The 25,496-nt window shown below is 74.7% G+C and carries 22 protein-coding genes and 2 pseudogenes; 13 read left to right on the top strand and 11 right to left on the bottom strand.

Annotated elements, in window-relative coordinates; translation table 11 throughout:
• Window positions 1–65: 65 nt before the first annotated feature.
• The 4 genes from cseB to ACH4SL_RS36545 form a co-directional block, all read right to left on the bottom strand.
• Complete coding sequence (gene cseB / locus ACH4SL_RS36560; protein WP_398454467.1) at window positions 66–761, bottom strand: two-component system response regulator CseB; 696 nt, start codon at window positions 759–761, stop codon at window positions 66–68.
• Window positions 762–765: 4 nt separating this feature from the next.
• On the bottom strand, window positions 766–1,695 hold the full coding sequence (locus ACH4SL_RS36555; RefSeq protein WP_398454465.1) for a hypothetical protein: 930 nt from the start codon (window positions 1,693–1,695) through the stop codon (window positions 766–768).
• Window positions 1,692–2,303, bottom strand: coding sequence for a SigE family RNA polymerase sigma factor (locus tag ACH4SL_RS36550; RefSeq protein WP_398454463.1), 612 nt, complete (start codon window positions 2,301–2,303; stop codon window positions 1,692–1,694). Before ACH4SL_RS36550 ends, ACH4SL_RS36555 begins: the two co-directional genes overlap by 4 nt.
• A 209-nt stretch (window positions 2,304–2,512) precedes the next feature.
• Window positions 2,513–3,487 carry an A/G-specific adenine glycosylase gene (locus ACH4SL_RS36545; RefSeq protein WP_398454461.1) on the bottom strand — a complete coding sequence of 325 codons (975 nt, stop codon included), beginning with the start codon at window positions 3,485–3,487 and terminating at the stop codon, window positions 2,513–2,515.
• Window positions 3,488–3,683: 196 nt separating this feature from the next.
• On the opposite strand from ACH4SL_RS36545, the gene ACH4SL_RS36540 reads away from it, so the two are divergent.
• The gene (locus tag ACH4SL_RS36540; protein ID WP_398454458.1) at window positions 3,684–4,475 is read left to right on the top strand and encodes a hypothetical protein; all 792 of its coding nucleotides are present in this window, start codon (window positions 3,684–3,686) and stop codon (window positions 4,473–4,475) included.
• Window positions 4,476–4,561: 86 nt separating this feature from the next.
• Here the strand turns inward: ACH4SL_RS36540 and disA are convergent, their stop codons facing one another.
• Together disA and radA are read right to left on the bottom strand one after the other, a co-directional pair.
• Window positions 4,562–5,716 (bottom strand): DNA integrity scanning diadenylate cyclase DisA, encoded by a 1,155-nt coding sequence (gene disA / locus ACH4SL_RS36535; RefSeq protein ID WP_398454456.1) that lies wholly within the window; start codon window positions 5,714–5,716, stop codon window positions 4,562–4,564.
• Between the two features lie 173 nt (window positions 5,717–5,889).
• The gene (gene radA / locus ACH4SL_RS36530; protein ID WP_398454453.1) at window positions 5,890–7,293 is read right to left on the bottom strand and encodes a DNA repair protein RadA; all 1,404 of its coding nucleotides are present in this window, start codon (window positions 7,291–7,293) and stop codon (window positions 5,890–5,892) included.
• Between the two features lie 369 nt (window positions 7,294–7,662).
• Between radA and ACH4SL_RS36525 the strand changes: the two genes are divergently transcribed.
• Both ACH4SL_RS36525 and ACH4SL_RS36520 read left to right on the top strand, forming a co-directional pair.
• Entirely contained in the window at window positions 7,663–9,162 is a 1,500-nt protein-coding gene (locus ACH4SL_RS36525) for a hypothetical protein (protein WP_398454451.1), read from the top strand.
• A gap of 35 nt (window positions 9,163–9,197) precedes the next feature.
• Window positions 9,198–9,848, top strand: coding sequence for a class I SAM-dependent DNA methyltransferase (locus ACH4SL_RS36520; RefSeq protein ID WP_398454448.1), 651 nt, complete (start codon window positions 9,198–9,200; stop codon window positions 9,846–9,848).
• A gap of 2 nt (window positions 9,849–9,850) precedes the next feature.
• Here ACH4SL_RS36520 and map read toward each other — a convergent pair whose 3' ends face one another.
• Entirely contained in the window at window positions 9,851–10,618 is a 768-nt protein-coding gene (map, locus tag ACH4SL_RS36515; protein WP_398454445.1) for a type I methionyl aminopeptidase, read from the bottom strand.
• A gap of 58 nt (window positions 10,619–10,676) precedes the next feature.
• Between map and ACH4SL_RS36510 the strand changes: the two genes are divergently transcribed.
• The gene (locus ACH4SL_RS36510) at window positions 10,677–10,955 is read left to right on the top strand and encodes a helix-turn-helix domain-containing protein (protein WP_398454443.1); all 279 of its coding nucleotides are present in this window, start codon (window positions 10,677–10,679) and stop codon (window positions 10,953–10,955) included.
• Window positions 10,956–11,466: 511 nt separating this feature from the next.
• Here ACH4SL_RS36510 and ACH4SL_RS36505 read toward each other — a convergent pair.
• A complete protein-coding gene (locus tag ACH4SL_RS36505; RefSeq protein WP_398454440.1) occupies window positions 11,467–12,276 on the bottom strand; it encodes a hypothetical protein in 810 nt (269 codons plus the stop codon).
• 124 nt (window positions 12,277–12,400) lie between these two features.
• On the opposite strand from ACH4SL_RS36505, the pseudogene ACH4SL_RS36500 reads away from it, so the two are divergent.
• From ACH4SL_RS36500 to ilvD, 3 genes and pseudogenes are all read left to right on the top strand, one after another.
• Window positions 12,401–13,327 (top strand): annotated as a pseudogene (locus ACH4SL_RS36500) (Ppx/GppA family phosphatase); the annotation flags it as partial.
• Between the two features lie 564 nt (window positions 13,328–13,891).
• Window positions 13,892–14,689 (top strand): annotated as a pseudogene (locus ACH4SL_RS36495) (sugar phosphate isomerase/epimerase family protein); the annotation flags it as partial.
• Window positions 14,690–14,831: 142 nt separating this feature from the next.
• Window positions 14,832–16,688 carry a dihydroxy-acid dehydratase gene (gene ilvD, locus ACH4SL_RS36490; RefSeq protein WP_398454438.1) on the top strand — a complete coding sequence of 619 codons (1,857 nt, stop codon included), beginning with the start codon at window positions 14,832–14,834 and terminating at the stop codon, window positions 16,686–16,688.
• 76 nt (window positions 16,689–16,764) lie between these two features.
• Here the strand turns inward: ilvD and ACH4SL_RS36485 are convergent, their stop codons facing one another.
• Window positions 16,765–17,676 (bottom strand): SGNH/GDSL hydrolase family protein, encoded by a 912-nt coding sequence (locus ACH4SL_RS36485; protein WP_398454435.1) that lies wholly within the window; start codon window positions 17,674–17,676, stop codon window positions 16,765–16,767.
• Window positions 17,677–17,921: 245 nt separating this feature from the next.
• On the opposite strand from ACH4SL_RS36485, the gene ACH4SL_RS36480 reads away from it, so the two are divergent.
• From ACH4SL_RS36480 to ACH4SL_RS36460, 5 genes are all read left to right on the top strand, one after another.
• A complete protein-coding gene (locus ACH4SL_RS36480) occupies window positions 17,922–18,995 on the top strand; it encodes a hypothetical protein (protein ID WP_398454433.1) in 1,074 nt (357 codons plus the stop codon).
• Window positions 18,996–19,310: 315 nt separating this feature from the next.
• On the top strand, window positions 19,311–19,844 hold the full coding sequence (locus ACH4SL_RS36475) for a hypothetical protein (protein WP_398454431.1): 534 nt from the start codon (window positions 19,311–19,313) through the stop codon (window positions 19,842–19,844).
• 126 nt (window positions 19,845–19,970) lie between these two features.
• A complete protein-coding gene (locus ACH4SL_RS36470) occupies window positions 19,971–20,927 on the top strand; it encodes an SDR family NAD(P)-dependent oxidoreductase (protein WP_398454429.1) in 957 nt (318 codons plus the stop codon).
• A gap of 31 nt (window positions 20,928–20,958) precedes the next feature.
• The gene (locus ACH4SL_RS36465; protein WP_398454426.1) at window positions 20,959–21,357 is read left to right on the top strand and encodes a PPOX class F420-dependent oxidoreductase; all 399 of its coding nucleotides are present in this window, start codon (window positions 20,959–20,961) and stop codon (window positions 21,355–21,357) included.
• A gap of 37 nt (window positions 21,358–21,394) precedes the next feature.
• Window positions 21,395–22,297, top strand: coding sequence for a helix-turn-helix domain-containing protein (locus tag ACH4SL_RS36460; RefSeq protein WP_398454422.1), 903 nt, complete (start codon window positions 21,395–21,397; stop codon window positions 22,295–22,297).
• 93 nt (window positions 22,298–22,390) lie between these two features.
• Here ACH4SL_RS36460 and ACH4SL_RS36455 read toward each other — a convergent pair whose 3' ends face one another.
• Window positions 22,391–22,861, bottom strand: a complete 471-nt coding sequence (locus ACH4SL_RS36455; protein ID WP_398454420.1) for a hypothetical protein — start codon at window positions 22,859–22,861, stop codon at window positions 22,391–22,393.
• Window positions 22,862–23,041: 180 nt separating this feature from the next.
• Between ACH4SL_RS36455 and proC the strand changes: the two genes are divergently transcribed.
• Window positions 23,042–23,851 carry a pyrroline-5-carboxylate reductase gene (proC, locus tag ACH4SL_RS36450; protein ID WP_398454418.1) on the top strand — a complete coding sequence of 270 codons (810 nt, stop codon included), beginning with the start codon at window positions 23,042–23,044 and terminating at the stop codon, window positions 23,849–23,851.
• Between the two features lie 103 nt (window positions 23,852–23,954).
• Here the strand turns inward: proC and trpS are convergent, their stop codons facing one another.
• Window positions 23,955–24,965 carry a tryptophan--tRNA ligase gene (trpS, locus tag ACH4SL_RS36445; RefSeq protein ID WP_398454415.1) on the bottom strand — a complete coding sequence of 337 codons (1,011 nt, stop codon included), beginning with the start codon at window positions 24,963–24,965 and terminating at the stop codon, window positions 23,955–23,957.
• Between the last annotated feature and the right edge of the window lie 531 nt (window positions 24,966–25,496).

The raw sequence follows: 25,496 nt of genomic DNA, 5'->3' as shown, positions 1-25,496 counted from the left end.
AGCACCCGGCAGCGGCGCGGCAGACGGGCGACGAGGGGGCGGCGCGGCGGCACGGCGGGGCCGCCTCAGGCCCGCAGCTTGTAGCCGAAGCCGCGCACGGTCTCGATCCGGTCCTGCCCGACCTTCGCCCGCAGCCGCTGCACATGCACGTCGACCACGCGCGTGTCGCCGCCCCACTCGTAATCCCACACCCGCGCCAGCAGCCGGTCGCGCGACAGGACGGTGCCGGGCGCGGCCGCGAATTCCAGCAGCAGCCGCAGCTCGGTCGGGGTCAGGGCGATGCGCTCGCCCTCGCGCGTGACCTCCAGGCCCTCCGGGTCGATCGCGATGTCCCCGAAGGACAGCAGCGCGCCCGGGTCGGGCGGCGGGTCGTCGGAGGCGGCGGCGCGGAAGCGGCGCAGCACCGCGCGGATCCGGGCGACGAGCACGGCCCCGTCGAAGGGCTTGGTCACGTAGTCGTCGGCGCCCGCCTCCAGGCCGAGCACGACGTCGATCGCCTCGGCCCGCGCGGACACCATGATGATCGGCACCGTCGACTCGTCCCGGATCTGCCGGCACAGGCTGACCCCGTCCAGGCCCGGCAGCATGACGTCGAGCAGCGCGAGGTCCGGCCGCCGGGCGCGGAACGCGTCCAGCCCCGCGAGGCCGTCGGGCGCGGCGGTGACCTGGAAGCCGTCGCGCTCCAGGGCGAGCGTGGTGGCCTCGCGGATCACGTCGTCGTCCTCGACGAAGAGGACGTGCGGGCCGTTGGGGTGGGGCATCGGGCTAGCCGCCCGCCGGGGTCTGCGGCGGCACCGCGGTGAGCGCCGGAAGACCGCTGTCGGTGGGCTGCGCGGAGGGCGCGGCCTGTGTCGCGGTCGCGCTGGGCAGCCCCGGGTCGAGCGGGTCGGAGTCGGGGCGCGGCGCGGGGTCGGTGGAGGTCGGCTCGGGCACGACGGTCGGCATCTTCGACCCGAAGTCCGCGTATTCGCGCGCGACCTGGACGAAGCGGCCGCCGCGCCACGCGTACGTCACCGACTCCTGCCCGACCGGCGACGACGTGGGGTCGTTCATCTCGTACACCTCGTGCGTGATCTCCAGCTGCCCGCCCTCGACGCTGCCGTAGACCGGCGGCCGCTCGTCGGCGAAGACGTTCTGGTATTTCCCCTTCACCATACGGTAGACGTACGCGGCCACTCCCAGACCGTTCCCGCAGGTCGTGACGTTGACCACGAGGTCGGGGCCGTCCCCGGCGGTGAGATTGCCGGAGTCGATGCTGACGGGGTAGTCGTCCGGGTCGCCGCGGCGCGGCTCGGAAGGGGGCGTGGTGGGGGGCGTGCGGTCGCGGGCGGGGCCCGCGGTGGTGTCCTTGCCGGCGCGGGAGGCGGCGCGGGAGGCGGCGCGGGAGCCGGCACCGGCGTCGGCGCCGGACGCCGCGTCCGAGGCGGACCTGCGGGCCGGGAGCGAGGTGCCGCACGGCACCAGGTCCTCCCGCACGTCCCGGCTCACGCTGCTGTCCCGGCGGACCATCGTGGCCAGCGCGCGCTTGTCCCGCGCGAGGGCCGGCGCGCTCTGCGTGGACACCGCGCGGGTGCTCGGCGAAGGCGCGGGGCCCTCGTTACGGGCCCCCGTCTCCGCCGCACCGCAGCCGGCCACCACGAAGCACGCGCTGGTCAGCGCGCCCATCGCGGCGGTCGCGGCACTCGCGTGCCTCACGCGACGCACATCGCCTCCGTCAACTCCTCCGCCTCCGACCCCGTTCCCGTAGCCGCCGCGGCCGCGGGGCGCGGCCGGTAGCCGTAGCCGCTGTCCTCCAGGTGGTCCCGCAGCCGGGCCAGCGCCCGGTGCAGCGTGCTCTTGACCGTGCCGATCGACAGGCCGAGCGTGCGGGCCGTCTCCTCGGTCGTGAGCTGTCCGTAATGCCGCAGCATGACGACCTGGCGCTGCTTGGGCGCGAGCCCGGCGATGGCGTCGAGCAGCATCTCACGGTCCGCGCGCTGCTCGGCCCCGTCGTCGACGACGGACTCCGGCAGCTCCCCGGTGGGCACCTCGTCCAGCCTGCGGCTGCGCCACCACTCCGTACGGGTGTTGATCATGACCCGGCGCATGTACGCGTCGGCGAGCGTCTTGTCGGCGATGGTGTCCCAGCGGGGGAAGGTGCGGACCAGGGCGGTCTGGACGAGGTCCTGCGCGTCTATCGGATCCGGGACGAGGCGGCGGGCGCTGCGCAGGAGGGCTTCCTGCCGGGTCCTGACGTACTCCTCGAAGTCCAGTACCGCGCCTGGGCTTGAGCCTGCGCTCGTGCGCGCGCCGATGGCCGCCATGGTGTTTCTCCCGCCCCTTGCTTGTCCTTGCGGACGAACGTAGGGAGCGGATGTCAGGCTTCCGCGACCGTGGGCGCACGGTGGGCGCACGGCGACCCATCGGTTGTGTAACAGGAGGAGGAAAACGGGGCGTTACGGGTGCGAGGCCCCCGCGCCGTGCGGCCCCCCCGCGCCCTGGAGCGCGGGGACCACCACGTACGGCGGCGCCGTCAGGAGGGCAGGCGGTAGACGCCTCCCGCGAGAGGCTCGACGAGGCCGTCCGCGACGAGGCCGTCGAGCGCGCGGGCCCGCTGGACGGGCTCGTGCCAGACCGCGTCGAGGACCGCCTGCGGGACGGCTCCCGGCGAGGCCCGCAGGACGGCGAGGAGGCGGCCGCGGACCTGGCGGTCGGTGCCCGCGTAGGTCTGGCCGCGGCGTGGCGGCCCGTCGTGGGGCGGGCTCCCGGCGAGCCGCCAGGAGCAGAGGGCGGCGACGGGGCAGCCCCCGCACTGCGGGGAGCGGGCGGTGCACACGAGGGCACCGAGTTCCATCGTGGCGGCAGCCCACCGCGCGGCGGTGGGCTCGTCGGTGGGGAGCAGGGCCGCGGCGGTGCGCCGCTCGGCGGCGGTCGTGGCGTTGGGCGGGTGCTCGACGCCGGTGACGACGCGGGCGAAGACCCGCCGGACGTTGGTGTCGAGCACGATGTGCCGCTGCCCGTACGCGAAGGAGGCGACCGCGGCCGCGGTGTATTCGCCGACGCCGGGGAGGGCGAGCAGCTCCGCGTGCCGGCGCGGGACCTCGCCGCCGTGCCGGTGCGCTATCGCGGCGGCGGCGCCGTGCAGGCGCAGGGCCCGGCGGGGGTAGCCGAGGCGGCCCCAGGCGCGGACGGCCTCGCCGGGGGATTCCGCGGCGAGGTCGGCGGGGCGCGGCCAGCGGGCGAGCCATTCGGCGTGGACCGGGAGGACGCGGGCCACCGGGGTCTGCTGGAGCATGAACTCGCTGACCATGACCGACCAGGCGCCCGCGTCGGGACGGCGCCAGGGCAGGTCGCGGGCGTGGTCGTCGAACCAGTCGACGATCAGCTCGTGCAGCGACGCCACGGTGGCGGGCGCGAGGCCGGGGATCTCCGGTCTCGGAGGCTGCGGCGGGGCCGGGGATGGGGGGGTTGCGGCGGACTCGGGGGTCTCGTGCAGGTCTGTGCTCATGGCATGGCGATCCTCGCACATGCCACTGACAGCGACCGCCCGGGAACGTAAACGTGATCATCCGCAAAGAGCGGCCACCGAGCGGCGGGTGTTGCGACGGCACACGGGTGATCTCCCCTAGAGTTCGGGTGTGGGCTCGTTGCGCAATCCCGTGGGACCTCTTCCGTCGTCCATCTACTGGCGGCGGCGAGTCGCCATGTCCGCCGCGGTGGTGGTGATCGCGGCGCTCGTGCTCTGGGCCGTGACGCGCGGCGGTGGCGGCGGTGACGGCAAGGGCACGTCCGCGCCCGCCGGTTCGCACACCCCGGTCGGCACGATCACCGCGGGCCCCACCCCGTCCGGCACCCACATCAGCGGCCGCCCCGGCGGCCGGGACACCGCCCCGTCCGACACCGACGGCGGCAACTCCGGCGGTGACACGGCCGGTTCGGGCGCCACGCCCGGTGACACCGCGGGCTCCGGCGACGACGGTACGGACGCGGGCGCGTCGTCCGCCGGTACGGACCCGGGCAGCGGCACCACCGGCGGCAACGGCGGCGGCAGCTCGGGCGGTACGGCCGTACCCGTCCCTGCCGGGTCCTCGCTGCCCAACTGCACGTCCGGCACAGTGGCGTTGTCCCTCACCACCGACCAGAACCAGTATCCGGTGGGCCAGTACCCGGTGTTCACCCTGCGGGCGACCAACAGCGGCGCCGCCGACTGCAAACTGGACGTCAGCGCGGTCTCCGCCGTCCTCGACGTCACGAAGGACCCCGACAACACCCACGTCTGGTCCTCCGACGACTGCCCGCCGAGCAAGTCCCCGTCCCTGGTCAAGATCCCCGCCCACAGCTCCGCCGCCATCACCGTGCGCTGGAACGGCAAGACCAGCTCCCCCGCGTGCAAGTCCCCCAAGGGCACCCCGGCCACCCCGGGCAACTACCTCGCCCAGATCACCGTCCCGGGCTTCGGCGTCAAGCAGCGCTCCTTCTCGCTGTCCGCCAACTAGGCCCGCCCGGCGGCGCCTTCGGGCGGCGAGCCGTATCCGCCGCCTACCGGCCGCGCGGGTAGACCACCCGGCGCCGGGCGGGAGCGTCAGACGTACCGCTCCAGGATCGAGGACTCCGCGAGGCGGGAGAGGCCCTCGCGGACCGAGCGGGCGCGGGCCTCGCCGACGCCCTCGACGGCCTGGAGGTCGTCGACGCTGGCGGCCAGGAGTTTCTGGAGGCCGCCGAAGTGGTCGACCAGGCGCTCTATCACGGCGTTGGGGAGGCGGGGGACCTTCGCCAGGAGGCGGTAACCGCGGGGGGAGACCGCGGAGTCGAGGGATTCGGGGGAGCCGGTGTAGCCCAACGCGCGGGCCACGGAGGTGAGTTCGATCAGCTCGTTCTGGGGGAGGCCGTCGAGTTCGGCGAGGGCCTCGGCGACGGTGCGGCTGCGCTTGGCGGTCGGCTCGGGGACGTAGTCGCGGGCGACCAGCTCGCGTTCGGGCTCCACGCCCGCGATCAGCTCGTCGAGCTGGAGGGCCAGCAGGCGGCCGTCCGTGCCCAACTCCACGACGTATTCGGCGATCTCGGTGGCGATCCGGCGGACCATCTCCAGCCGCTGCGCCACCGACGTGACGTCCCGGACCGTGACCAGGTCCTCGATCTCCAGGGCCGACAGCGTGCCCGCGACCTCGTCCAGCCGCAGCTTGTAGCGCTCCAGCGTCGCCAGCGCCTGGTTCGCGCGGGACAGGATCGCCGCGGACTCCTCCAGCACCCGGCGCTGGCCCTCGACGTACAGCGCGATCAGCCGCATGGACTGGCTCACCGACACCACGGGGAAGTTGACCTGCCTGCTGACCCGGTCGGCGGTGCGGTGCCGGGTGCCGGTCTCCTCGGTCGGGATCGTCGGGTCCGGCACCAGCTGCACACCCGCGCGCAGGATCTTGGTGATGTCCTTGTCGAGGATCAGCGCGCCGTCCAGCTTGCACAGTTCGCGCAGCCGCGTCGCGGTGAATTCCACGTCCAGCACGAAGCCGCCCGTGCACAGCGACTCCACCGTCTTGTCCATGCCCAGCACGATCAGACCGCCGGTGTTGCCGCGGACGATGCGCTCCAGGCCGTCGCGCAGCGCGTTGCCCGGGGCGACGGCGCTCAGCGCGGCGCGCATGAGCGCGACGCCGTCCGCTCCACCACCGGACCTGCCGGCGGATTCCGCCGCTGCCTTGCGGGCCGGGGCGGAGCCTGCCCGGTCGTTGGCTGCCACTGCGTTCCTCCGGTCGGTGCGGTTTCGACTGAGTTTACGTCGTCCGCACCGGGCACCGCCGATCACCGGCCCATGCCCCGGGGGGCGCCGCGGCCCGCCCAGCACCGCCTCCGGGCCCGCCGCGTACGCCCCGACTGCCGCTGGGCTGCCGGTTTCCGCTCCCGGGAGGCCTGTCAGGACTCCTTGCGGCCGCCGCCGCGGGATCCGCGGGCGGGCAGCGCGCGCAGGGCCTCGCCTATGTCCGACACCTCGATGACCCGCATCCCCGCGGGCACCTTCCCCGGGTCGGACGGCACCAGCGCGTGCGTGAAGCCCAGCCGCGCCGCCTCCGCGAGCCGCCGCTGCACCCCGGTCACCCGGCGCACCTCCCCGGCCAGGCCCACCTCGCCGATCGCCACCACGTTCTTGGGCAGCGGGGTGTCGATCGCCGCGCTCGCCAGCGCGAGCGCCACCGCCAGGTCGGCGGCCGGCTCGGTGAGCTTCACCCCGCCCACCGTCGCGGTGTAGATGTCCTGCTTGCCGATCGCCTTGATCCTGCCGCGCTGTTCGAGCACCGCGAGCATCATCGACACCCGCGAATTCTCCAGCCCCGACGTCGTACGGCGCGGCGACGGGATCTGCGTGTCCACGGTGAGCGCCTGCACCTCCGCGACCAGCGGGCGCTTGCCCTCCAGCGTCACCGTCAGGCACGTGCCCGGCACCGGCTCGTCACGCCGGGTCAGGAACAGCCCCGACGGGTCGGCGAGCCCGGTGATCCCCTCGTCGTGCAGCTCGAAGCAGCCCACCTCGTCCGTCGCCCCGTAGCGGTTCTTCACCCCGCGCACCAGGCGCAGCCGGGCGTGCCGGTCGCCCTCGAAGCTCAGCACCACGTCCACGAGGTGCTCCAGCAGGCGGGGGCCGGCGATCGTGCCGTCCTTCGTGACATGGCCGACCAGCAGCGTCGCCATGCCCCGCTCCTTCGACGCCCTGATCAGCGCGCCCGCCACCTCGCGGATCTGCGCGACCCCGCCGGGGGCGCCGTCGATCTCCGGCGACGCGACGGTCTGGACGGAGTCCAGCACCAGCAGCGACGGCTTCACGTCGTCCAGATGCCCCAGCACGGCGGACAGGTCCGTCTCCGCCGCGAGGTAGAGGTGGTCGGCGAGCGCCCCGATCCGGTCCGCCCGCAGCCGCACCTGCGACGCGGACTCCTCGCCCGTCACGTACAGCACCGGGCTGCGCTCGCCGGACGCCTTCGCCGCGACGTCCAGCAGCAGCGTCGACTTCCCCACGCCGGGCTCGCCCGCCAGCAGCACCACCGCGCCGGGCACCAGCCCGCCGCCCAGCACCCGGTCCAGCTCCGGCACACCGGTCGAGCGTGCGGTGGCCTGCCGGCCGTCGACCTGGCCGATCGGGCGGGCGGGGGCGGACACCCGGCCGGGCGCGGTCGTACGCACGGCGGGCGCGCCGCCGTACTCCTCGACCGTGCCCCACGCCTGGCACTCGCCGCAGCGGCCGAGCCACTTGACGGTCGTCCAGCCGCATTCGGTGCAGCGGTAGGAGGGGCGGTCCTTGGGAGCGGTCTTGCGGGTGGCCATGCGGCCCACGGTAGCGGGCGGGTGTGACAGGAGGTTCCCGTGCCTGCGCGGGCGGGGGCGCATACGTCACGCTCCGGGCGCGGGATTCACTCGGACGGGTGGCGCCGCGGGGCCCTAACGGGCGGACGCCGCACCCGTAAGGGTTAACGGCCGCGAGGACGGCTGAACGGGACGTCCCCGTGGGCCTACCGTCAGCCGGTGATGAGCAGGCAGGAGACCCCCACCCCCACGCCCTCCGCGCAGAGTCATCCGACCGGGGCGCACCGCAGGCCGCGGCCTGCGGCGTTCGCGCGGGGCGATGCCGCCCGGCACCGGGAACGGCACGGGGGGCGGGCTGAGACGGTGCGGCCGCAGGGGACGTTGCCGATAGTGCCGCCCGGACACTACGAGCCGTACCTCGACGGACTGTTCACGTACTGCCTGTCGGTGCTGTGCGACCACGACGCCGCCGCGGGCGCGCTCGGGGAGGTGCTGGCACTCGCCGAGCGGCAGCGCGCGCGGCTGCGCGACCCGGCGCTGCGCAGACCGTGGCTGTACGCGCTCGCGCGCTGGTCGTGCCTGCGGCGGCTCGCCGCGGGCAAGCCGGTGGCGCCCGTGCGGGCGGCGGCCGACGTCGCGGCGCAGCGCGGTGCGCAGCTCGCGGCGCTGGCGTGGCCGGAGGCGGCGGGGACGACGCCCGAGCAGCGCGAGGCGCTGGAGCTGGCCGTACGGCACCAGCTCGCGCCGCACGAGGTGGCGGCCGTGCTGGGGCTGGAGACGGACGCGGCGCGCGGGCTGCTGGCGCGGGCGGCGTGCGAGGTGGAGCGGACGCGGGCGGCGCTCGCGGTCATCGACACCGGGCGGTGCGCCGCGCTCGCGCAACTGGCCGGGGACAACCGGGTGCTGCTCGGGCCCGCGCTGCGCGACGAGCTGGTGCGGCACGTCGACGAGTGCACGCTGTGCCGCCGTACGGCCGAGCGCGCGGTCGCCGCGGAGCCCTGGCCCGGGGCCGGTGACGCGACCGCGGTGCTCGCCCTCATCGAGGCGCCGCGGGCGGCGTCCTGCGCGGCGCTGCTGCTCGCCATGGAGACCGGCACCGGCCGCAGCCGCGAGGCCACACCGCGCTTCGACCGGCGCGGCTTCCCGCGCGACCTCCGGGACCAGGCCGCGCGGCGCGCGCAGCTGCGGCACCGGGCGATGACGACGACGGTCGTCGCGGCAGTCGTGGCCGCGCCCGTCCTGGCGGTGTGGGCGGCGTACCGCGCGACCCCGCTCGGCGACGACGCGCACGGCGGCCGTACGGCGGCGGGCGCGCCCGACACGGGCCTGCCGTACGAGAAGGCGGGCTCCTCGCGCCCCGGGCCCACCGCGCCGCCCCCCGGCCCGAGCGCGCCCGGGGACGCGTCGCCCGCGGCCGACGTCACGGCCGTGACCGTCACCCCGTCCGCGACGCAGTCCGCCCCGGCGGGCGCGGGCCGCATCACCGTCACCGCGGCCCCCACCCGGGGCGGCACCCTCGTGACGCTCACCGCGAGCGGCGGGAGCGACGTGCGGTGGTCGGCCTCGACGACGGCGCGGTGGCTGCGGCTCTCGGCGGTGTCCGGGGTGCTGCACCCGGGCGAGTCGACGACCGTGTCCGTCACCGTCGTCCACTCCCTGGCCCCGCGCGGCCGCTGGACGGCGAGCGTGGCCTTCGCCCCGGCGAACGCCACCGTCATCCTGCACGGCACCACCCGCCGCTCGGCCCCGCCCCCGACGTCCGCACCCCCCACGACCGCCCCGCCGACGTCCGGCACCCCCACCCCGACCCCGTCCGAGACCACCCCGCCCCCCACCTCCGCCCCGCCGACGGAGTCCCCGACGCCCTCCGAGCCGCCCCCGACCGACTGACCCGGTTGTCAGTGGCGGGCGCTAGCCTCCCGAGGATGACGAGCGAACCGAACTGGCTGGAGGACACCCGGGTGTCCTACGACACCGTCGCCGAGAGCTACGCGGAGTACGTACGGGACCTGCTCGACGACCTCCCCCAGGAGCGGGCGGCCCTCGGGGAGTTCGCGGACCTCGTACGCGCCAACGGCGAGGGCCCCGTCGCCGACGTCGGGTGCGGACCCGGCCGTGTCACCGCCTTCCTGCGCCACCTCGGGCTGGATGCCTTCGGCATCGACCTGTCCCCCCGCATGATCGGGATCGCCCGCCGCGACAACCCCGGCGTGCGCTTCGCGGTCGGCTCCATGACGGACCTCCCGCTCCCGGACGCCTCCGTCGCGGGCCTCCTCGCGTACTACTCCCTCATCCACATCCCCGACGACGCCGTCCCCCAGGTCCTCGCCCACTTCCACCGCGCGCTGCGCCCAGGGGCGCCCCTGCTCCTGGGCTTCCACGTCGGCGACGAGTCCCGCCTCAAGACGGAGGGATACGGCGGCCACCCCATGCACGTCCACGTCCACCGCCGCACCCACGCCCGCCTCACGTCATGGCTCACGGCCGCGGGCTTCTCCGTCGCCTCCCACACGACCGTGACCTCGGCGGAAAGCCCCGCGGGCGGCCTCCTCCTGGCCCGCCGCCCGGCCGCGTGACGCTACGGCAGGGTCAGGATCCGCGGCCCCTCCGCCGTGATCGCCACCGTGTGCTCGAAGTGCGCCGCCCGGCTGCCGTCGTCCGTCCGCAGCGTCCACCCGTCCTGATCGGCGTGGTAGGCGTCGGAGCCGCCCGCCATGAGCATGGGCTCGATCGCGAGGGCCAGCCCCGGCCGCAGGGGAAAGCCCCGCCCCGCGCGGCCGCGGTTCGGGACGTGCGGGTCCTCGTGCATGCGGCGCCCGATCCCGTGCCCGCCGAAGTCCGCGGGCATCCCGCACCGCGCCTGCTCCGCCACGCGCCCGATCGCGGACGAGATGTCGCCCATCCGCTTCCCCGCGACGGCCGCGGCGATGCCCGCCTCCAGCGCGCGCACGGTCGCGGCGACCAGCTCCTCGTCGCCGGGCCGCGGCGTGCCCACCGAGAAGGTGATCGCCGCGTCACCCGTCCAGCCGTCCAGCTCGGCGCCGCAGTCGACACTCAGCAGGTCGCCGTCGCGCAGCCGGTAGCCCGTCGGGATGCCGTGCACGATCGCGTCGTTGACGGACGCGCAGATCACCCCGGGAAAGGGCGTCGGGGCGAAGGACGGGCGGTAACCGAGGAAGGGCGAGGTCGCCCCCGCCTCCTCGATGACGCTCCGGGCGGCCTCGTCGAGCTCCAGCAGCGACACTCCGACCCCCGCGGCCTCCCGCGTCGCGGCCAGCGCGCGGGCGACGACGCGGCCCGCCTCGCGCATCGCGTCGATGGCCGACGCGGTCTTGATCTCCACCATGGCCGGTTGCCTCCCATTCTCATACCGGTATTTGTTTACCGGTATTAGTATCACAGGCATGGTGAGAACCCCCCTGACCCCCCGCGAACGCCGCCGGGGCGAGCACTTCGGCGCACTGCTGCGCGCCGCCCGCGGCGACCGCAGCATGGTGGAGATCGCCGCGGCCGCAGGCGTCTCCGCGGAAACCCTCCGCAAGATCGAGACGGGCCGCGCCCCGACCCCCGCCTTCTTCACGGTGGCAGCCCTCGCCACCGCCCTCGGCATCTCCCTCGACGCCCTGGCATCCGCCTGCGCGCATGACGCTGCCGCGTCCGAATCGGAGGAGCTCACGGCGTAAGAGCTCCGCCCTTACGCCGGTGCCTATCTCGGGGCGCCCTGCGCCGCTTTGCGCTTCGGGGTGCCCCCGGGGGTGCTTCGCGCGACCGTCCGCGCATTGTGGCTGGTCGCGCAGTTCCCCGCGCCCCTGGGTGGTTGCCACTTGCGGTGGCAGCCCGCCTTTCCCCCGGTGGGGGCTGGTCGCGCAGTTCCCCGCGCCCCTAAAAACGCTCACCCTCGCTCGCAGCGCCCGCCACGGGAGGATCGCACCCCCACCGGCAGGCAGCCGCCAACGCTCCTGGGAGGGGGTCGGTGCGGGGTGCCCCCGCAGGAATGCGCACGCAGGACCCGCCACCTACGGCATGAGGTTGGACGCGCATTCCGAGGAGGTGCCCCGTGGCGGCACCCGACCCACCCGCCGAAGCAGACGCGCGATGCCCCGCCGGGCACACCGGGGGCGCGAGGAACTGCGCGAGCAACCCCCCACCGGAGAGAAGGTCGCGGGCCCCACCGCAAGAGGCACCCCGGAGCGCTCAGCCCCGGCGCTCAGCCGGATCCGCCGGGTGCGGAGCCACCAGCGGAAGCCCCGCCGCAAGGCGGGCCTCGCACGCGGCCGCAAGCTGCGCGTACGCCTCCGCCCCCATCAGCTCCGTGAGCTCGGCTCGGTACGAGGCGTAAACAGGCTCGCCCCCACCATGCGCCGACGTCGCCGACGTGCACCACCAGTGCAGGTCATGACCGCCGGGGCCCCAGCCCCTGCGGTCGTACTCCCCGATCGACACCACGAGCACCCGCGTGTCGTCCGGCCTGTCGACCCACTCGAAGGTCCGGCGGATCGGCAGCTGCCAGCACACATCGGGCTTGGTCTCCAGCGGCTCGCGGTTCTCGCGCAGGGCGAGGGCGTGCAGCGCGCAGCCCTGGCCGCCGGAGAAGCCGGCGCGGTTGGAGAAGATGCAGGCCCCGTCCACGACGCGGGTCTGCCGCTCACCGTCCTCGTTCTCCTCGGCCCAGAAGCCGTCCCGCCCGGTGCCGAGGCCGTGGAATTGCCAGTCGTCCGCGGTGAGCCGGGCCACATGCCCGGCGACCCGCTTCTCGTCGTCGTCGTCGGAGAAGTGCGCGCCCAGCGAGCAGCAGCCGTCGTCAGCGCGCCCGGCGACGATGCCGTGGCAGCCCTGCCCGAAGACGCACGTCCAGCGCGATGTCAGCCATGTCAGGTCGCACCGGAAGACCTGCTCCTCGTCGGCCGGGTCGGCGAATTCCAGCCATGCCCGCGCGAAGTCGAGCCCCGCCTCGTCGCCTGCCGCGACCTGCTCCCCGCCCCTGCGGGTCGTCACCTTTGCCACGAGCCCAGCGTAAGACCGTATTGCCCGGTTTCCCCTCACCGCCCCGCAAGAGGGCCCCCGCGGCCCGCCCGGACGGGGCGAACCGGCCCGCTCCCGCCCGGCCCCCGGCCGTAAAGTGCTGCCCATGCGACTGGGAGTGCTCGACGTGGGGTCCAACACCGTCCACCTGCTGGTGGTGGACGCGCACCCGGGCGCGCGCCCGCTGCCCGCGTATTCGCACAAGGCGGAGCTGCGCCTCGCCCAGCTCCTCGACGCGGACGGCGCGATCAGCGCCGAGGGCGTCGAGCTGCTGGCGGGCACGGTCGCGGACGCGATGCGCGTCGCGGAGGACAAGGGCGCCGAGGACGTCCTGCCCTTCGCGACCTCCGCGGTGCGCGAGGCGGCGAACGGCGAGGCCGTGCTCGCGCACGTCGAGCAGGAGACCGGCGTACGGCTGACGGTGCTGTCCGGCGAGGACGAGTCGCGGCTGACCTTCCTCGCCGTACGCCGCTGGTTCGGCTGGTCCGCGGGCAAGCTGCTGGTGCTGGACATCGGCGGCGGCTCGCTGGAGGTCGGCTACGGCATGGACGAGTACCCGGACGCCGCCGTGTCGCTGCCGCTCGGCGCGGGGCGGTTGACCAGCGGGTGGCTGCCGGGCGACCCGCCGTCCGCGCAGGACGTACGGGCCCTGCGCCGGCACGTCCGCACCGAGATCGCCCGCACCGTCGCGGAGTTCGCCCGCCTCGGGCCCGCCGACCACGCGGTGGGCACGTCCAAGACCTTCCGCCAGCTGGCCCGTATCGCGGGGGCGGCGCGCAGCGCGGACGGGCTGTACGTGCAGCGGGTGCTGCGGCGTGGGGCGCTGGAGGAGTGGGTGCCGCGGCTCGCCGAGATGGCGACGCGGCAGCGCGCGAACCTGCCGGGCGTGTCCGAGGGCCGCGCCGGCCAGCTGCTCGCGGGCGCGCTGGTGGCGGAGGCGGCGATGGATCTGTACGGCGTCGGCGAGCTGGAGATCTGCCCGTGGGCGCTGCGCGAGGGCGTGATCCTGCGCAAGCTCGACGTGATGGCGGCGGGGCTCGCGAGCGCGAGCACGGGTGCGACGGCCGAATCCCCGGCGGCCGGACCCGGGACCGGAGCCCCCGCCGGCGGGGCGACCACCGCCCCAGCGGGCCCTGTGGCCAATTCCACACCAGCCGCCCCACCCACCCCCGCACCGGCGCAGAACGGTGTTTCGGGCGCCACCGTCGCCCGCCGCAGCGGCTGAGACCGGGCTTCCGGCACAGACCCCGGCCGTACGCTGGCCTGCATGGCCGACGCACCCGACGCAGCCCCCGGCACGCCGCCCCGCGGCACCGTGCCGCCGGCAGGCATGCCCGGCGCGGCGCCCGCCCGCGTGACGGACCACGCGCCCAGCCCCGTGTCCGCCGGAGCGCCCGGCCGCGTGACGGACCACGCGCCCGATCCCATGCCCGGCGGAGCACCCCGCGGTCCCGTGCCCCCGGGCCGCGTGCCCGGCGCGGCCCGCGATCGCGCCCCCGGCGCGGCGCCCGCCCGCGTGACGGACCACGCCTCCGCCGCGGCAACGGGCCTCGCCCCCAGCGCAGGCCCCGCCCCCCGCGGAGCGCTCCGCGGCGTACCGGTCGCCCTCTCCACCGCATCCGTCTATCCCGAGTCGACGGCGACGGCCTTCGAGATCGCCGCGCGCCTGGGCTACGACGGCGTCGAGGTCATGGTGTGGACGGATCCGGTCAGCCAGGACGTCGACGCCCTGCGCCGGCTGTCCGACTACCACGGCGTGCCGATCCTCGCGGTGCACGCGCCCTGCCTGCTGATCACCCAGCGGGTGTGGTCCACCGACCCGTGGGTCAAGCTCCAGCGCGCGAGGGCCGCCGCCGAGCGGCTCGGCGCGTCGACCGTCGTCGTCCACCCGCCCTTCCGCTGGCAGCGCTCGTACGCGCGCGACTTCGTCCGCGGGGTGTGGCGGATGGCGGACGAGACGGACATCCGCTTCGCCGTCGAGAACATGTACCCCTGGCGCTACCGCGACCGCGAGATGGCCGCGTACGCCCCGGACTGGGACGTCACCCGCGAGGACTACCGGCATTTCACGGTGGACCTCTCGCACGCGGCGACTTCGCGCACCGGCGTGCTGGAGATGGCCGCGCGGATGGGCGACCGGCTCGCGCACGTCCACCTCGGCGACGGCAACGGCTCGGCGAAGGACGAGCACCTCGTGCCGGGCCGCGGCACCCAGCCCTGCGCCGAGCTGCTGCGCTCCCTCGCGGGGCGCGGCTACACCGGCCATGTGGTCGTGGAGGTCAACACGCGTCGGGCCATGTCGTCCGCGGAGCGCGAGGCCGACCTCGCCGAGGCGCTGGCCTTCGCCCGCCGCCACCTGGTCCGCCCGCCGGTCCCGAGCCGTCCGGCGCGCTGAGCCGCCCCGCCGAGGGGAATAGCACAGGCCTTCCGTCATCCGGACGGGTTGTCCGGATCCTGGGCGACGGGCGTACCCTCGACGGCACGGCCGCGAGCCGCGGCCGTCGTACGAACGCGAGTGAAACCAAGGGAGTGGAACCGTGCCCGAGCTGAGGTCACGTACGGTCACCCACGGCCGCAACATGGCGGGTGCGCGCGCCCTCATGCGCGCATCCGGTGTGGACAACGCCGACATCGGCAAGCCGATCGTCGCGGTCGCCAACAGCTTCACCGAGTTCGTACCGGGGCACACCCACCTCCAGCCGGTCGGCCGGATCGTCTCGGAGGCGATCAAGGCGGCCGGTGCGGTGCCGCGTGAGTTCAACACGATCGCGGTGGACGACGGCATCGCGATGGGCCATGGCGGCATGCTCTACTCGCTGCCGTCGCGCGACCTGATCGCCGACTCGGTCGAGTACATGGTGCAGGCGCACTGCGCGGACGCGCTGATCTGCATCTCCAACTGCGACAAGATCACCCCGGGCATGCTGATGGCCGCGCTGCGGCTGAACATCCCGACGGTCTTCGTCTCCGGCGGTCCGATGGAGGCCGGCCGGGCGACGCTGGTCGACGGCACGGTCCGCAAACTGGACCTGATCAACGCGATCTCCGACGCCGTCGACGAGAACGTGTCGGACGCCGACATCCTCCGCATCGAGGAGAACGCCTGCCCGACCTGCGGGTCCTGTTCCGGCATGTTCACCGCCAACTCGATGAACTGCCTGACCGAGGCGATCGGCCTGGCCCTGCCCGGCAACGGCTCGGTGCTCGCCACCCACACCGCCCGCAAGGCGCTGTACGAGGACGCGGGCCGCACCGTCGTCGAGCTGACCCGGCGCTACTACGAGCAGGACGACGCCACCGTGCTGCCGCGCGCCATCGCCACCGGCGCCGCGTTCGAGAACGCGATGGCCCTGGACATCGCGATGGGCGGCTCCACCAACACGATCCTGCACCTGCTGGCCGCCGCCCAGGAGGCCGAGCTGGACTACGGCCTGACCGACATCGACGCCGTCTCGCGCCGGGTGCCGTGCCTGGCCAAGGTCGCCCCGAACGTCGCGCCGACGGGCACGTACTACATGGAGGACGTGCACCGCGCGGGCGGCATCCCGGCGATCCTCGGCGAGCTGTACCGCGGCGGGCTGCTCAACGAGGACGTGCACACCGTGCACTCCCGCTCGGTCAAGGACTGGCTCAGCACGTGGGACGTGCGCGGCGGCTCCCCGTCGCCGGAGGCCGTCGAGCTCTTCCACGCCGCCCCGGGCTGCGTGCGCTCCGCCTCGGCCTTCTCGCAGTCCGAGCGCTGGGAGTCGCTGGACACCGACGCGGCCGGCGGCTGCATCCGGGACGTCGAGCACGCCTACTCCCAGGACGGCGGCCTCGCGGTGCTGCGCGGCAACCTCGCCGTGGACGGCGCCGTGGTCAAGACCGCGGGCGTGGACGAGTCGATCTGGACGTTCGAGGGTCCGGCGGTCGTGTGCGAGTCGCAGGAGGAGGCCGTCGAGAAGATCCTCCGCAAGGAGATCACGCCCGGCGACGTCGTCGTGATCCGCTACGAGGGCCCGCGCGGCGGCCCGGGTATGCAGGAGATGCTCTACCCGACCTCGTACCTGAAGGGCCGCGGGCTCGGAAAGTCCTGCGCGCTGATCACCGACGGCCGCTTCTCCGGCGGCACTTCGGGCCTGTCCATCGGCCACGCCTCCCCGGAGGCGGCCTCGGGCGGCACGATCGCGCTGGTCGAGGACGGCGACCGGATCCGTATCGACATCCCCGGCCGGACGATGGAACTCCTCGTCTCCGACGAGGAGTTGGCCGCCCGCCGGGAGGCCCTGGGCGGTGTGTACAAGCCGCGCGCCCCGCGCGACCGGCAGGTCTCGGCGGCGCTGCGCGCGTACGCGGCGATGGCGACGAGCGCGGACCGCGGCGCGGTGCGCGACGTGAGCCGCCTGGAGGGCTGAGCCCCCGTACCGGCTGCCGCCGTCCCCCGCGGGCAACTGCCCGCGGGGGACGGCGTTTTCGCGCCCGTGGGGGGGTCTAGAGGCCGAGGGCCGCGGCGGCGCGGTCGGCCATCTTGGATTCGCCGAGGGCGTTGGGGTGGACGGGCACGAAGTTGGTGCCGAAGAGCACCGGTTCGATCCACCGGGTGCCGATCGGTCGGCAGGCGTCGTGGCCGTCGGAGGCCGCGGACATGTCGACGTACGTCGCACCGGTCGCCGCGGCGGCGCGCTGCACGGCCGAGTTGAGGTGCGTCTGGAGGTCGCGCAGATAGGGGATGTCGCCGGAGGCGATGGGCAGTTGCGCGAAGCAGCCGGGCACCGCGGCGGCCGGCACGATCCACGGGTAGCCGAGGATCGCGACCTGGGCGTGGGGCGCCTTCGCGCGGACGGCGGCGAGCGCGCTCTTGAGCGCCTGGAAGGTGCCGTTGTCGACCTGGTCGGTGAACGTGCTCCCGTACAGGCTCTGGCAGGGGTGGCCGAAGCCGAGGGTGGCGATGCCCGCGGAGCCGCAGGCGAGGATCGCGTCGATGAAGGTGTTGTTGTCGTTGCCGCCGATCGTCATCGTCACGACGTCGGTGCTCGCGCTCAGCGCGTCCAACTGCGGTGCCACGCCCGGGTACTGGGCCCCGGCGAAGTCCTTCGTCTCCGCGGCGCCGCACGTGACGTCGTGCAGCGCGAGCCCCGCGCGGGCGGCCAGCACGTGGGGGTAGTTGGCGGAGGACCGGACGCACAGCAGCGAGGCGTCCGGGTCGAGCGGCAGGACGCCCGAGGCCGCGCTGTAGCTGTCGCCCATCGCCACGTACGAGCGCTGGGCCTGCGACTGGGCGCCGCCGGACTGCTGGGCGTGCGCGGCGGGGGCGGTGAGGCCGAGGACGGCCAGTGCCGCGGCGGCCAGGACGGCGGCGAGTCCGCGGGCCCGGCCCCGGGCCCGGTGGGGGAGAACGCGCATCGACATCTCTCCTCGTTTCGTGGGGGTATGTGACGAGATCAGGTGAAGTCGGCGCTGCTCCGCAGAAGTTACTGACTGGTCAGTCTGTGGTCAATGGTCTGCGCACGCACCGGTAGCGAGGGCGTTCACTTCTTCACGGTTTCGCCGCACCCCCGTCGCGTTCACGCACCCTTCGCCGTACGGGACTTCCCTCCCGGGAGCCCGCCGCCATCCTGGAGACCAGGGGCCACAAGGGGGGAGCGGCAATGGAGTTCACGATCGCCCGGCGGGTCCGGCGGCGCGGCGCGGGCATGCTGTGCGCGGCGGCCGTCATCGCCGCGGGCACAGCCGCGTGGCTGATCTCCGGCAAGGGGCACAGCGCCGCGGGACCGCTCGTCGCCGCGGGCGCCGCCGCGCTGTGCGCCGGGCGCGGGCTGTGGGAGGTGCGCCGGGCCCGGCGGCCCTTCCGGCTGTGCGTCGACGCCTTCGGCCTCACCCTGCACGACGCCGAACTGAGCTGGGAGCAGATCGAGTCGGTCGCGCTGCGCTACACCTCGGCCGGCGACAGCGAGAGCGCGCCGCCCAAACCCCACCTCACGGTGTGGCTCGCGCCCGGCGCGAAGCTCCCGCGCGAGCCCGACCGCACGTGGGACGGGCGCGTCCGCCACACCCTCCTCGACACCGACGACCTCGACCAGAGCCTCGGCCAACTCACCGCCGCCCTCGCCGAGCACGGCGGAGCCCGCTTCGAGACCGCGCCGCGCGCCGTACGCCTGCCCACCCCCGTCACCGTCGCGGGACCCGAGCACCGCGTCCCCGGCGGCGACCACGTCTTCCGCACGCCCGGCCCGCCGCTCGCCCTCCTCCTGACCTCCCTCGTCCTCGCCCTCGGCGCCACCGCCCCCTATGCGGCGGCCGCCGCCGGCCACACCGACGTCGTCCCGCTGGTGCTGCTCGGCCCCCTCGTCCCGGTCGCCGCGCTCGGCTGGGTCGGCACGTTCCACTGCCTCTCCCGGCGCCGCCGCCCGCCCCGCCTCACCGTCGGGCCCGGCGGTATCGCCTTCCGCGACTACGGCAAGGCCGAGGTCCACTTCTCCTGGCCGGAGGTGGCGGCCCTCACGATCGGCCCCCGCGCGGGCTCCACCGACCCCCGCCCCTGGCTCATCGTCTGGCCCCTCCCCGGCGCGGCCCTCCCCGCCCAGACCCTCCACCTCACGGACGGCCACCTCGCCTGCCCCCTCGCCCCTCTCCCCACCCTCCCCGGCGGCCCGGCAGCCCTCCCCACGATCCGCACCTTCGCGGGCGAACGCTTCACCCCTGCGGGGCGCGAGCGTTTTTAGGGGCGCGTGGAGCACGCGCCTGCGGCGCCGGGCGAGCGTTTTCAGGGGCGCGGGGAACTGCGCGCTCAGCCCCCTCCGGGGCGCGGGTAGTCACCGGCCCAAGGGGGCAGTCGCTGTCGTTTCCGGACCACCGGCCGGTGGGGGCTGAGCGCTCCGTTCTCCCCCAGAGCTTCGCCTGGGAGGTACCCCCACGCGCCCCTGATGGTGCCCGGCGCCGCAGCGCAAGACGCGCCCCGCGCAGAAGGCGGCCCCCACAGCCCCCGGCGGGGGGAGCGGAACGGACCGCCGCCGGTCCACTTGCCCGGCGTGCCCATAATGGAAAGCGTGAGTGAGGACCAGCAGACAGCCCCCGCCCCCGCGCCCGCGGAAAGCGCCCCCCTCGACAAGGGCCCGGCGCCCGAGCCGATCCGCTTCTTCGGGACGACCTGGGTCGACCACGAACGCGGCTACGGCCTGCGCCGCCTCGGCGTCAGCGTGGGCTCGCTGGCCGCCGCCGCAGCCGGCGCCTTCGTGCTCAAGATCGGCTTCCAGGGCCTCGGCGACGCCGCGATCGGCAGCTTCGTCACCGCCCTCGCCTTCATCGGCCTGGCCGTGTGCAGCGTCCTCGCCTACCGGCACACCTGGCGCGGCTTCGTCGCCCGCCGCCCCGCGGGCGACGCGGACGGCACGGCGAGCCTCTACGCGATCGGCTTCGTCGGCGGCCTCCTCGCGTATTTCGTGCGCTCCCTGTCCGAGGCCCCCGGCGAGGACCTGCGCCGTACCGAATACGCGGAGGCCCGCGCCCGGCACGAGGCCCGCCAGTCCCGCCCGAAGGCGAAGGCGAAGCCCAAGGGCAAGCGCAAGCGCTGAGGCCCCGCGCCCCGGGGCCCGCCGCCCCGGGTCCCGCCCCCGCGGCCCCCGCGGCAAGGTGTCCCTGCCACTACCAGGGCCGGCAGGGTCTTCCTCGCGCGGAGCGCGCACCGCACGCTGGGCCTCATGAGCACTTCCACCGCACCCGGACCCCGCCTCACCACCCCCTTCGGCTTCGCCGCCACCACCGGGGACGTCCTCGACGGCGTCGACCTCGGCGGGCGGCGGGCGCTGGTCACCGGGGGGACGTCCGGGCTCGGACGGGAGACCGCGCGGGCGCTCGCCGCCGCCGGCGCCGAGGTCGTCCTCGGTGTGCGGAACGCCGACGCGGGGCGCCGCACCGCCGCCGAGATCACCGCCGAGACAGGAAACCCGCAGGTCAGCGTGTTGACGCTGGATCTCGCGGACCTCACCTCGGTCCGCGCCGCCGCGGAGGCGTACGGCGACCGTCCGCTGCACATGCTGATCGCCAACGCCGGGATCATGGCCCTCCCCGAACTGACCCGCACCCCGCAGGGCCGTGAGATGCAGTTCGCCGTCAACTTCCTCGGCCATTACGCCCTGACCACCGCCCTCCACGGAGCCCTCGCCCGCGCGGGCGACACCGCGGACGGCGGAGCGCGCGTGGCCGTCCTCAGCTCCAACGCGCACCTCTTCGCGCCCCCCGTCTTCGACGACCTCGACTTCCGCTTCCGCCCCTACCACCCGCTCGGCGCGTACGGGGAGTCCAAGACCGCCGACGTCCTGCTCGCCGTCGAGGCCGCCCGCCGTTGGGCCGATGACGGCATCACGGCCAACGCCGTCAACCCCGGCGCCATCGCCACCAACCTCCAGCAGCACACCGGCGGCCTGCGCACCCCGCAGGAGCGCCGCAAGACGCCCGCGCAGGGCGCTGCCACCCCCGTCCTGCTGGCCGCCTCCCCGCTGCTCACCGGTGTGACCGGCCGCTACTTCGAGGACGGCGCCGAGGCCGAGCCGCGGGACGCCGCCCCGCCGCTGTTCGGCGGCGGCGTCGCCCCCTTCGCCCTCGACCCCGGCAACGCCGCCCGCATGTGGGAGGCCGCCCGTGCGTTCACCGGCTGACCTCCCCCGCCGACGCACTAGCATCGCGACGGTGACCACGACGGCATCAGAAGCGGCCGCCGCGCTGCGGCGCGGCAAATACGTGAGCGTCACCACCTTCCGGCGCGACGGCACCCCCGTGCCCACCCCGGTCTGGTACGCGCTCGGCGAGGGCGAGCTGGTCTTCTGGACCGGCGCGGCCAGCGGCAAGGTCAAGCGGCTGCGCAACAACCCCCGGGTGGTGATCGCCCCCTGCAACGCCCGCGGCCGCGTCACCCCCGGCGCCCCCGCCCTGGAGACCACCGCCCGCGTCCTGGACGACACGGGCAAGGCCGCCGCCCGCCGCCTCCTGGCCCGCAGATACGCCCTGGTCCGGCTGGGCGACCTGGCCCGTACGGCGCTGCGCCGCACCGCCCGCCCCGACCAGGTCGGCGTCAGCGTCGCCCTGTGACGGCCCCGCCCAGGAGCGCCGGGCTTACGGTGGAGGGGTGACGACCGGCAGCAGGCTCGGGGATTACTTGCGGGCCCGGCGGGAAAGGCTGCGGCCCGCGGACGTCGGCCTGCCCGAGGGCGGCCGCCGCCGGGTGCCGGGGCTGCGCCGCGAGGAGGTCGCCCTGCTCGCGGGCATCAGCGTCGAGTACTACCTCCGCCTGGAGCAGGGCCGCGACCAGCACCCCTCGCACCAGGTCCTCACCGGTCTCGCCCGCGCGCTGCGCCTCGGCCCGGACGCCGAGCGCTACCTCTACGCGCTCGCCGCCGTGGACCACGCCGCCGCCGAGGGCGTTCCCGACCGGCCCGAGAGCGTCAGCCCGGCCGTCGTCACCCTCATCGACAACTGGACCACCACCCCGGCCCTGGTCCAGGGCCGCGCCATGACCACGCTCGCCGCCAACGCCATGGCCACCGCCCTCAACCCGCTCTTCGCCCCCGGCGTGAACACGCTGCGCGCGGCCTTCCTCGACCCGTCGATGCGCGACTTCTACCGCGACTGGGACGCGATGACGGCCAAGACCGTCGCCTACCTGCGCTCATTCGCGGGCGCCGCCGACGACCCCCGCCTCGCCGAGGTCATCGGCGAGCTGAGCCTGCACAGCGACCGCTTCCGCGAGCTGTGGGCCCGGCAGGACGTCCACCGCCGCACCAGCGGCCTGACCCTGATCCGCCACCCGCGCGTCGGCCCGCTCGACCTGCACTACGAGAAGCTCGCCCTGCCCTCGGCCCCGGGCCAGATGCTTGTCACCTACCACGCCGAGCCCGGCACCCCCTCGTACGACCGCCTGCGCCGCCTCGCCCGGCTCACCTTCCCGCAGCTCACCTTCCCTGAAGCGGCCCCCGAGCCCGCCCCGGCCCGTACGCCGTACGACGCCACGCCCGCGCGGGCCACCCGGTAACTGCCACGGGCCGGTACATTGCCGCGCCCCGGCACACTGCCACCGCCCGGCACATTGCCGTAGGGCCGGCAGCACGCACCGGCCCCCGCCGACTTACTTGCGCGCCGCGCTCACCGCGCCGATCCCGCCCACCACGGCCGCGACGACCGCGCCGTGCCACAGGCCCGTCCACACGCTGCCGAAGAAGCCCTCGCTGGTCAGCACCTGCCGCAGCACCATGTCGGTGACGAACATCGCCGCCGCCGGCACCGCCGCCACCCGCCACGGATGCCTGCGCGCCCACCGCCTGATGCGGCGGTCCTTCCCCGCCTTGCCGTGCGCGGAATACCCCAGCACCGCGCCGGCGCCCCCCACGCAGAAGAAGAGCAGCGCGGCGATCGACAGGGACCCGCTGAGAATGCCGAGTCCGAAGTGGCCCTGCACCAGGTGCAGGGCCAGCGACACACCACCGCCGAGCGCGCCCACGACGGCCGCGGGCCGCCACGGACCGAGACTCGCGGAGGCGACGGCCAACTGCCGCTTCTCCGCGCCGGTGGTCACGATTTCGCGGGATGAAGGGTTCATACCGCTACGGTCGCCCCGTCCCGGCCCTATGCGCCATAGGGGATGACCCTGACCCGCCCCCCACGCCCCACCCGGCCCGCGGGACGACAACCCGCCGCACGGGAAGGGCCCGCCTGTGGACAACTTCCGCCCTGTGGACAACCCCGACCCGGTGTCCGCCGCACCCGGCATCATGGGGCCATGACCCAGCGACACGTGGCCGTCCTCGGCACAGGAAAGATCGGCGAGGCCCTGCTCTCCGGCATGATCAGGGCCGGGTGGGCGCCCGGCGACCTGCTCGTCACCGCCCGCCGTCCGGAGCGCGCCGAAGAGCTGCGCGCCCGCTACGGCGTCGAGCCCGTCGACACCGCGGAAGCCGCCAAGACCGCCGACACCCTCATCCTGGCCGTCAAGCCGCAGGACATGTCGGCCCTGCTCGACGAGCTGGCCCCGCACCTGCCCGCCGACCGCCTGGTCATCAGCGCCGCCGCCGGCATCCCCACCACGTTCTTCGAGGAGCGCCTCGCCGAGGGCACCCCGGTCGTGCGGGTCATGCCCAACACCCCGGTGCTCGTCGACGAGGGCATGTCCGTGATCTCCGCCGGGCGGCACGCCGACGAGAGCCACCTCGCCCGCACCGAAGCGATCTTCCAGCCGGTCGGCAAGACCCTGCGCGTCCCGGAGAAGCAGCAGGACGCCGCGACCGCCCTGTCCGGCTCCGGGCCCGCGTATTTCTACTACCTCGTCGAGGCCATGACCGACGCGGGCATCCTCCTCGGCCTGCCCCGCGCCCAGGCGCACGACCTGATCGTGCAGTCCGCCATCGGTGCCGCCGTGATGCTCCGCGACAGCGGCGAACACCCGGTCAAGCTCCGCGAAGCCGTCACCTCCCCGGCCGGGACGACGATCAACGCCATCCGCGAGCTGGAGAACCACGGGGTACGCGCCGCCCTCCTCGCCGCCCTCGAAGCCGCCCGCGACCGCAGCCGTGAACTGGCCTCCGGCGCCTGACCGGCCCCTGACCGGCACCAGCGCACTCGCCGGGTCGTACGCCACCGGCCCGGCCCCTTCCGCCCACGGGAGGAGCCGGACCCGGCGGCGCACCCGCGGCCCTTCAGGACGCCGGCAGGAGCCCGACCGCCCGGTAGGCCGCGTCCACCGTCGGCCGCGCGACCTCCCGCGCCCGGGCCGCACCCTCGCGCAGGATGCGGTCGAGATACCCCTGGTCGGCGCTCAGCTCGGCGTGCCGCGCCCGGAGCGGCCGCAGCAGCTCCACCACCGCCTCCGCCGTGTCCCGCTTGATCGCCCCGAAGCCGGCACCGTCCGCGTCGTACGCCGCCGCGAGGGCCTCCGGGTCCTTGCCCGTGCAGGCCGCCAGGATCTCCAGCAGGTTCGCCGCCCCCGGCCGCGCCGCCCGGTCGAACGTCACCCCCGGCTCGCTGTCGGTCACCGCCCGCATGACCTTCTTCGCGATCACGTCCGGCTCGTCCAGCAGGTAGACGATCCCCGCGGTCGCGGCGTGCGACTTGCCCATCTTCGACGCCGGGTCCTGGAGATCCATGACCCGCGCCGCAGCCGCCGGCCGCGTCGCGCGCGGCACGACGAACGTCGCCCCGTAGCGCTGGTTGAAACGCTCCGCCAGATCCCGGGTCAGCTCCACGTGCTGCGTCTGGTCCTCACCCACCGGCACCTCGTCGGCCCCGTACGCGAGGATGTCGGCGGCCATCAGCACCGGGTAGGTCAGCAGCGACAGCCGCACCCCCTGCCCCGCGGCCTGCGCCCGCGCGGACTTCTCCTTGTACTGGATCATCCGCCGCATCTCGCCGTCCGTGGCGACGCACTCGAGCAGGTATGACAGCCGGGCGTGCTCGTCGACGTGGCTCTGCACGAAGAGCGTGCACACCTGCGGGTCCAGCCCCGCCGCCAGCAGCAGGCTCGCCGCCTGCCGGCTCAGCCGCCGCACCCGCGCCGGATCGTGCTCGACGGTCAGCGCGTGCAGGTCCGCCACGAAGAACAGCGAATCGGCCCGGTGCTGATCCTCCTCCGCCCACCGCCGCAGGGCACCGAGGTAGTTGCCGAGGGTCAGATGCCCCGTGGGTTTCACACCGCTGAGAGTCCGAGTCATGGTCGCCGTCTCCTGTCGTCCGTGGTTCGCCGGTCGGTCTACTGGGGAGACCGCCGCTCACCACGGCCGCAGACAACGAAAACGGCCGCCGGAGCGGCGGCCGTGGATGCGTACGTGAGTCCTGGGCCGCCTCTAGGCGGCCCACCACTGGGTGGTGCTGTGACACGTACGCGACGTCATGGGGCCAGGGTAGCGCCCACCCCCCGGTTGTGAAGGTCCCCGCACGAAGTTGACACCCAACGGTCAGCTGCGTAACGTACTCCGGGCTGTCCGACGTGAGCGCCGATCTTGGTCGGTTCCCGGACAGCCATTCCGCAGCAATCACTCGAACGACCACGGTCTGACGACCGGGGGCGTCCGTGTGTGCGTTTTCGGAATGCGCGGATTCTGCGGAAGCAGAAGCCAAAGCCCTCCGATTTGGAACGGCCGAGGAACATCCGCTAAAGTCTCACTCGTCGGAACGGCCCAACAGCCGGAAAGACAAACCCCGCTGACTGGGGGTCAGGCACTGGAAAGCGTCTGATAGAGTCG

Source organism: Streptomyces sp. NPDC021020 (genome assembly GCF_044333285.1).
In the GTDB taxonomy this organism is placed as follows: Bacteria; Actinomycetota; Actinomycetes; order Streptomycetales; family Streptomycetaceae; genus Actinacidiphila.
This window is presented reverse-complemented; position numbering and strand designations above follow the sequence as displayed.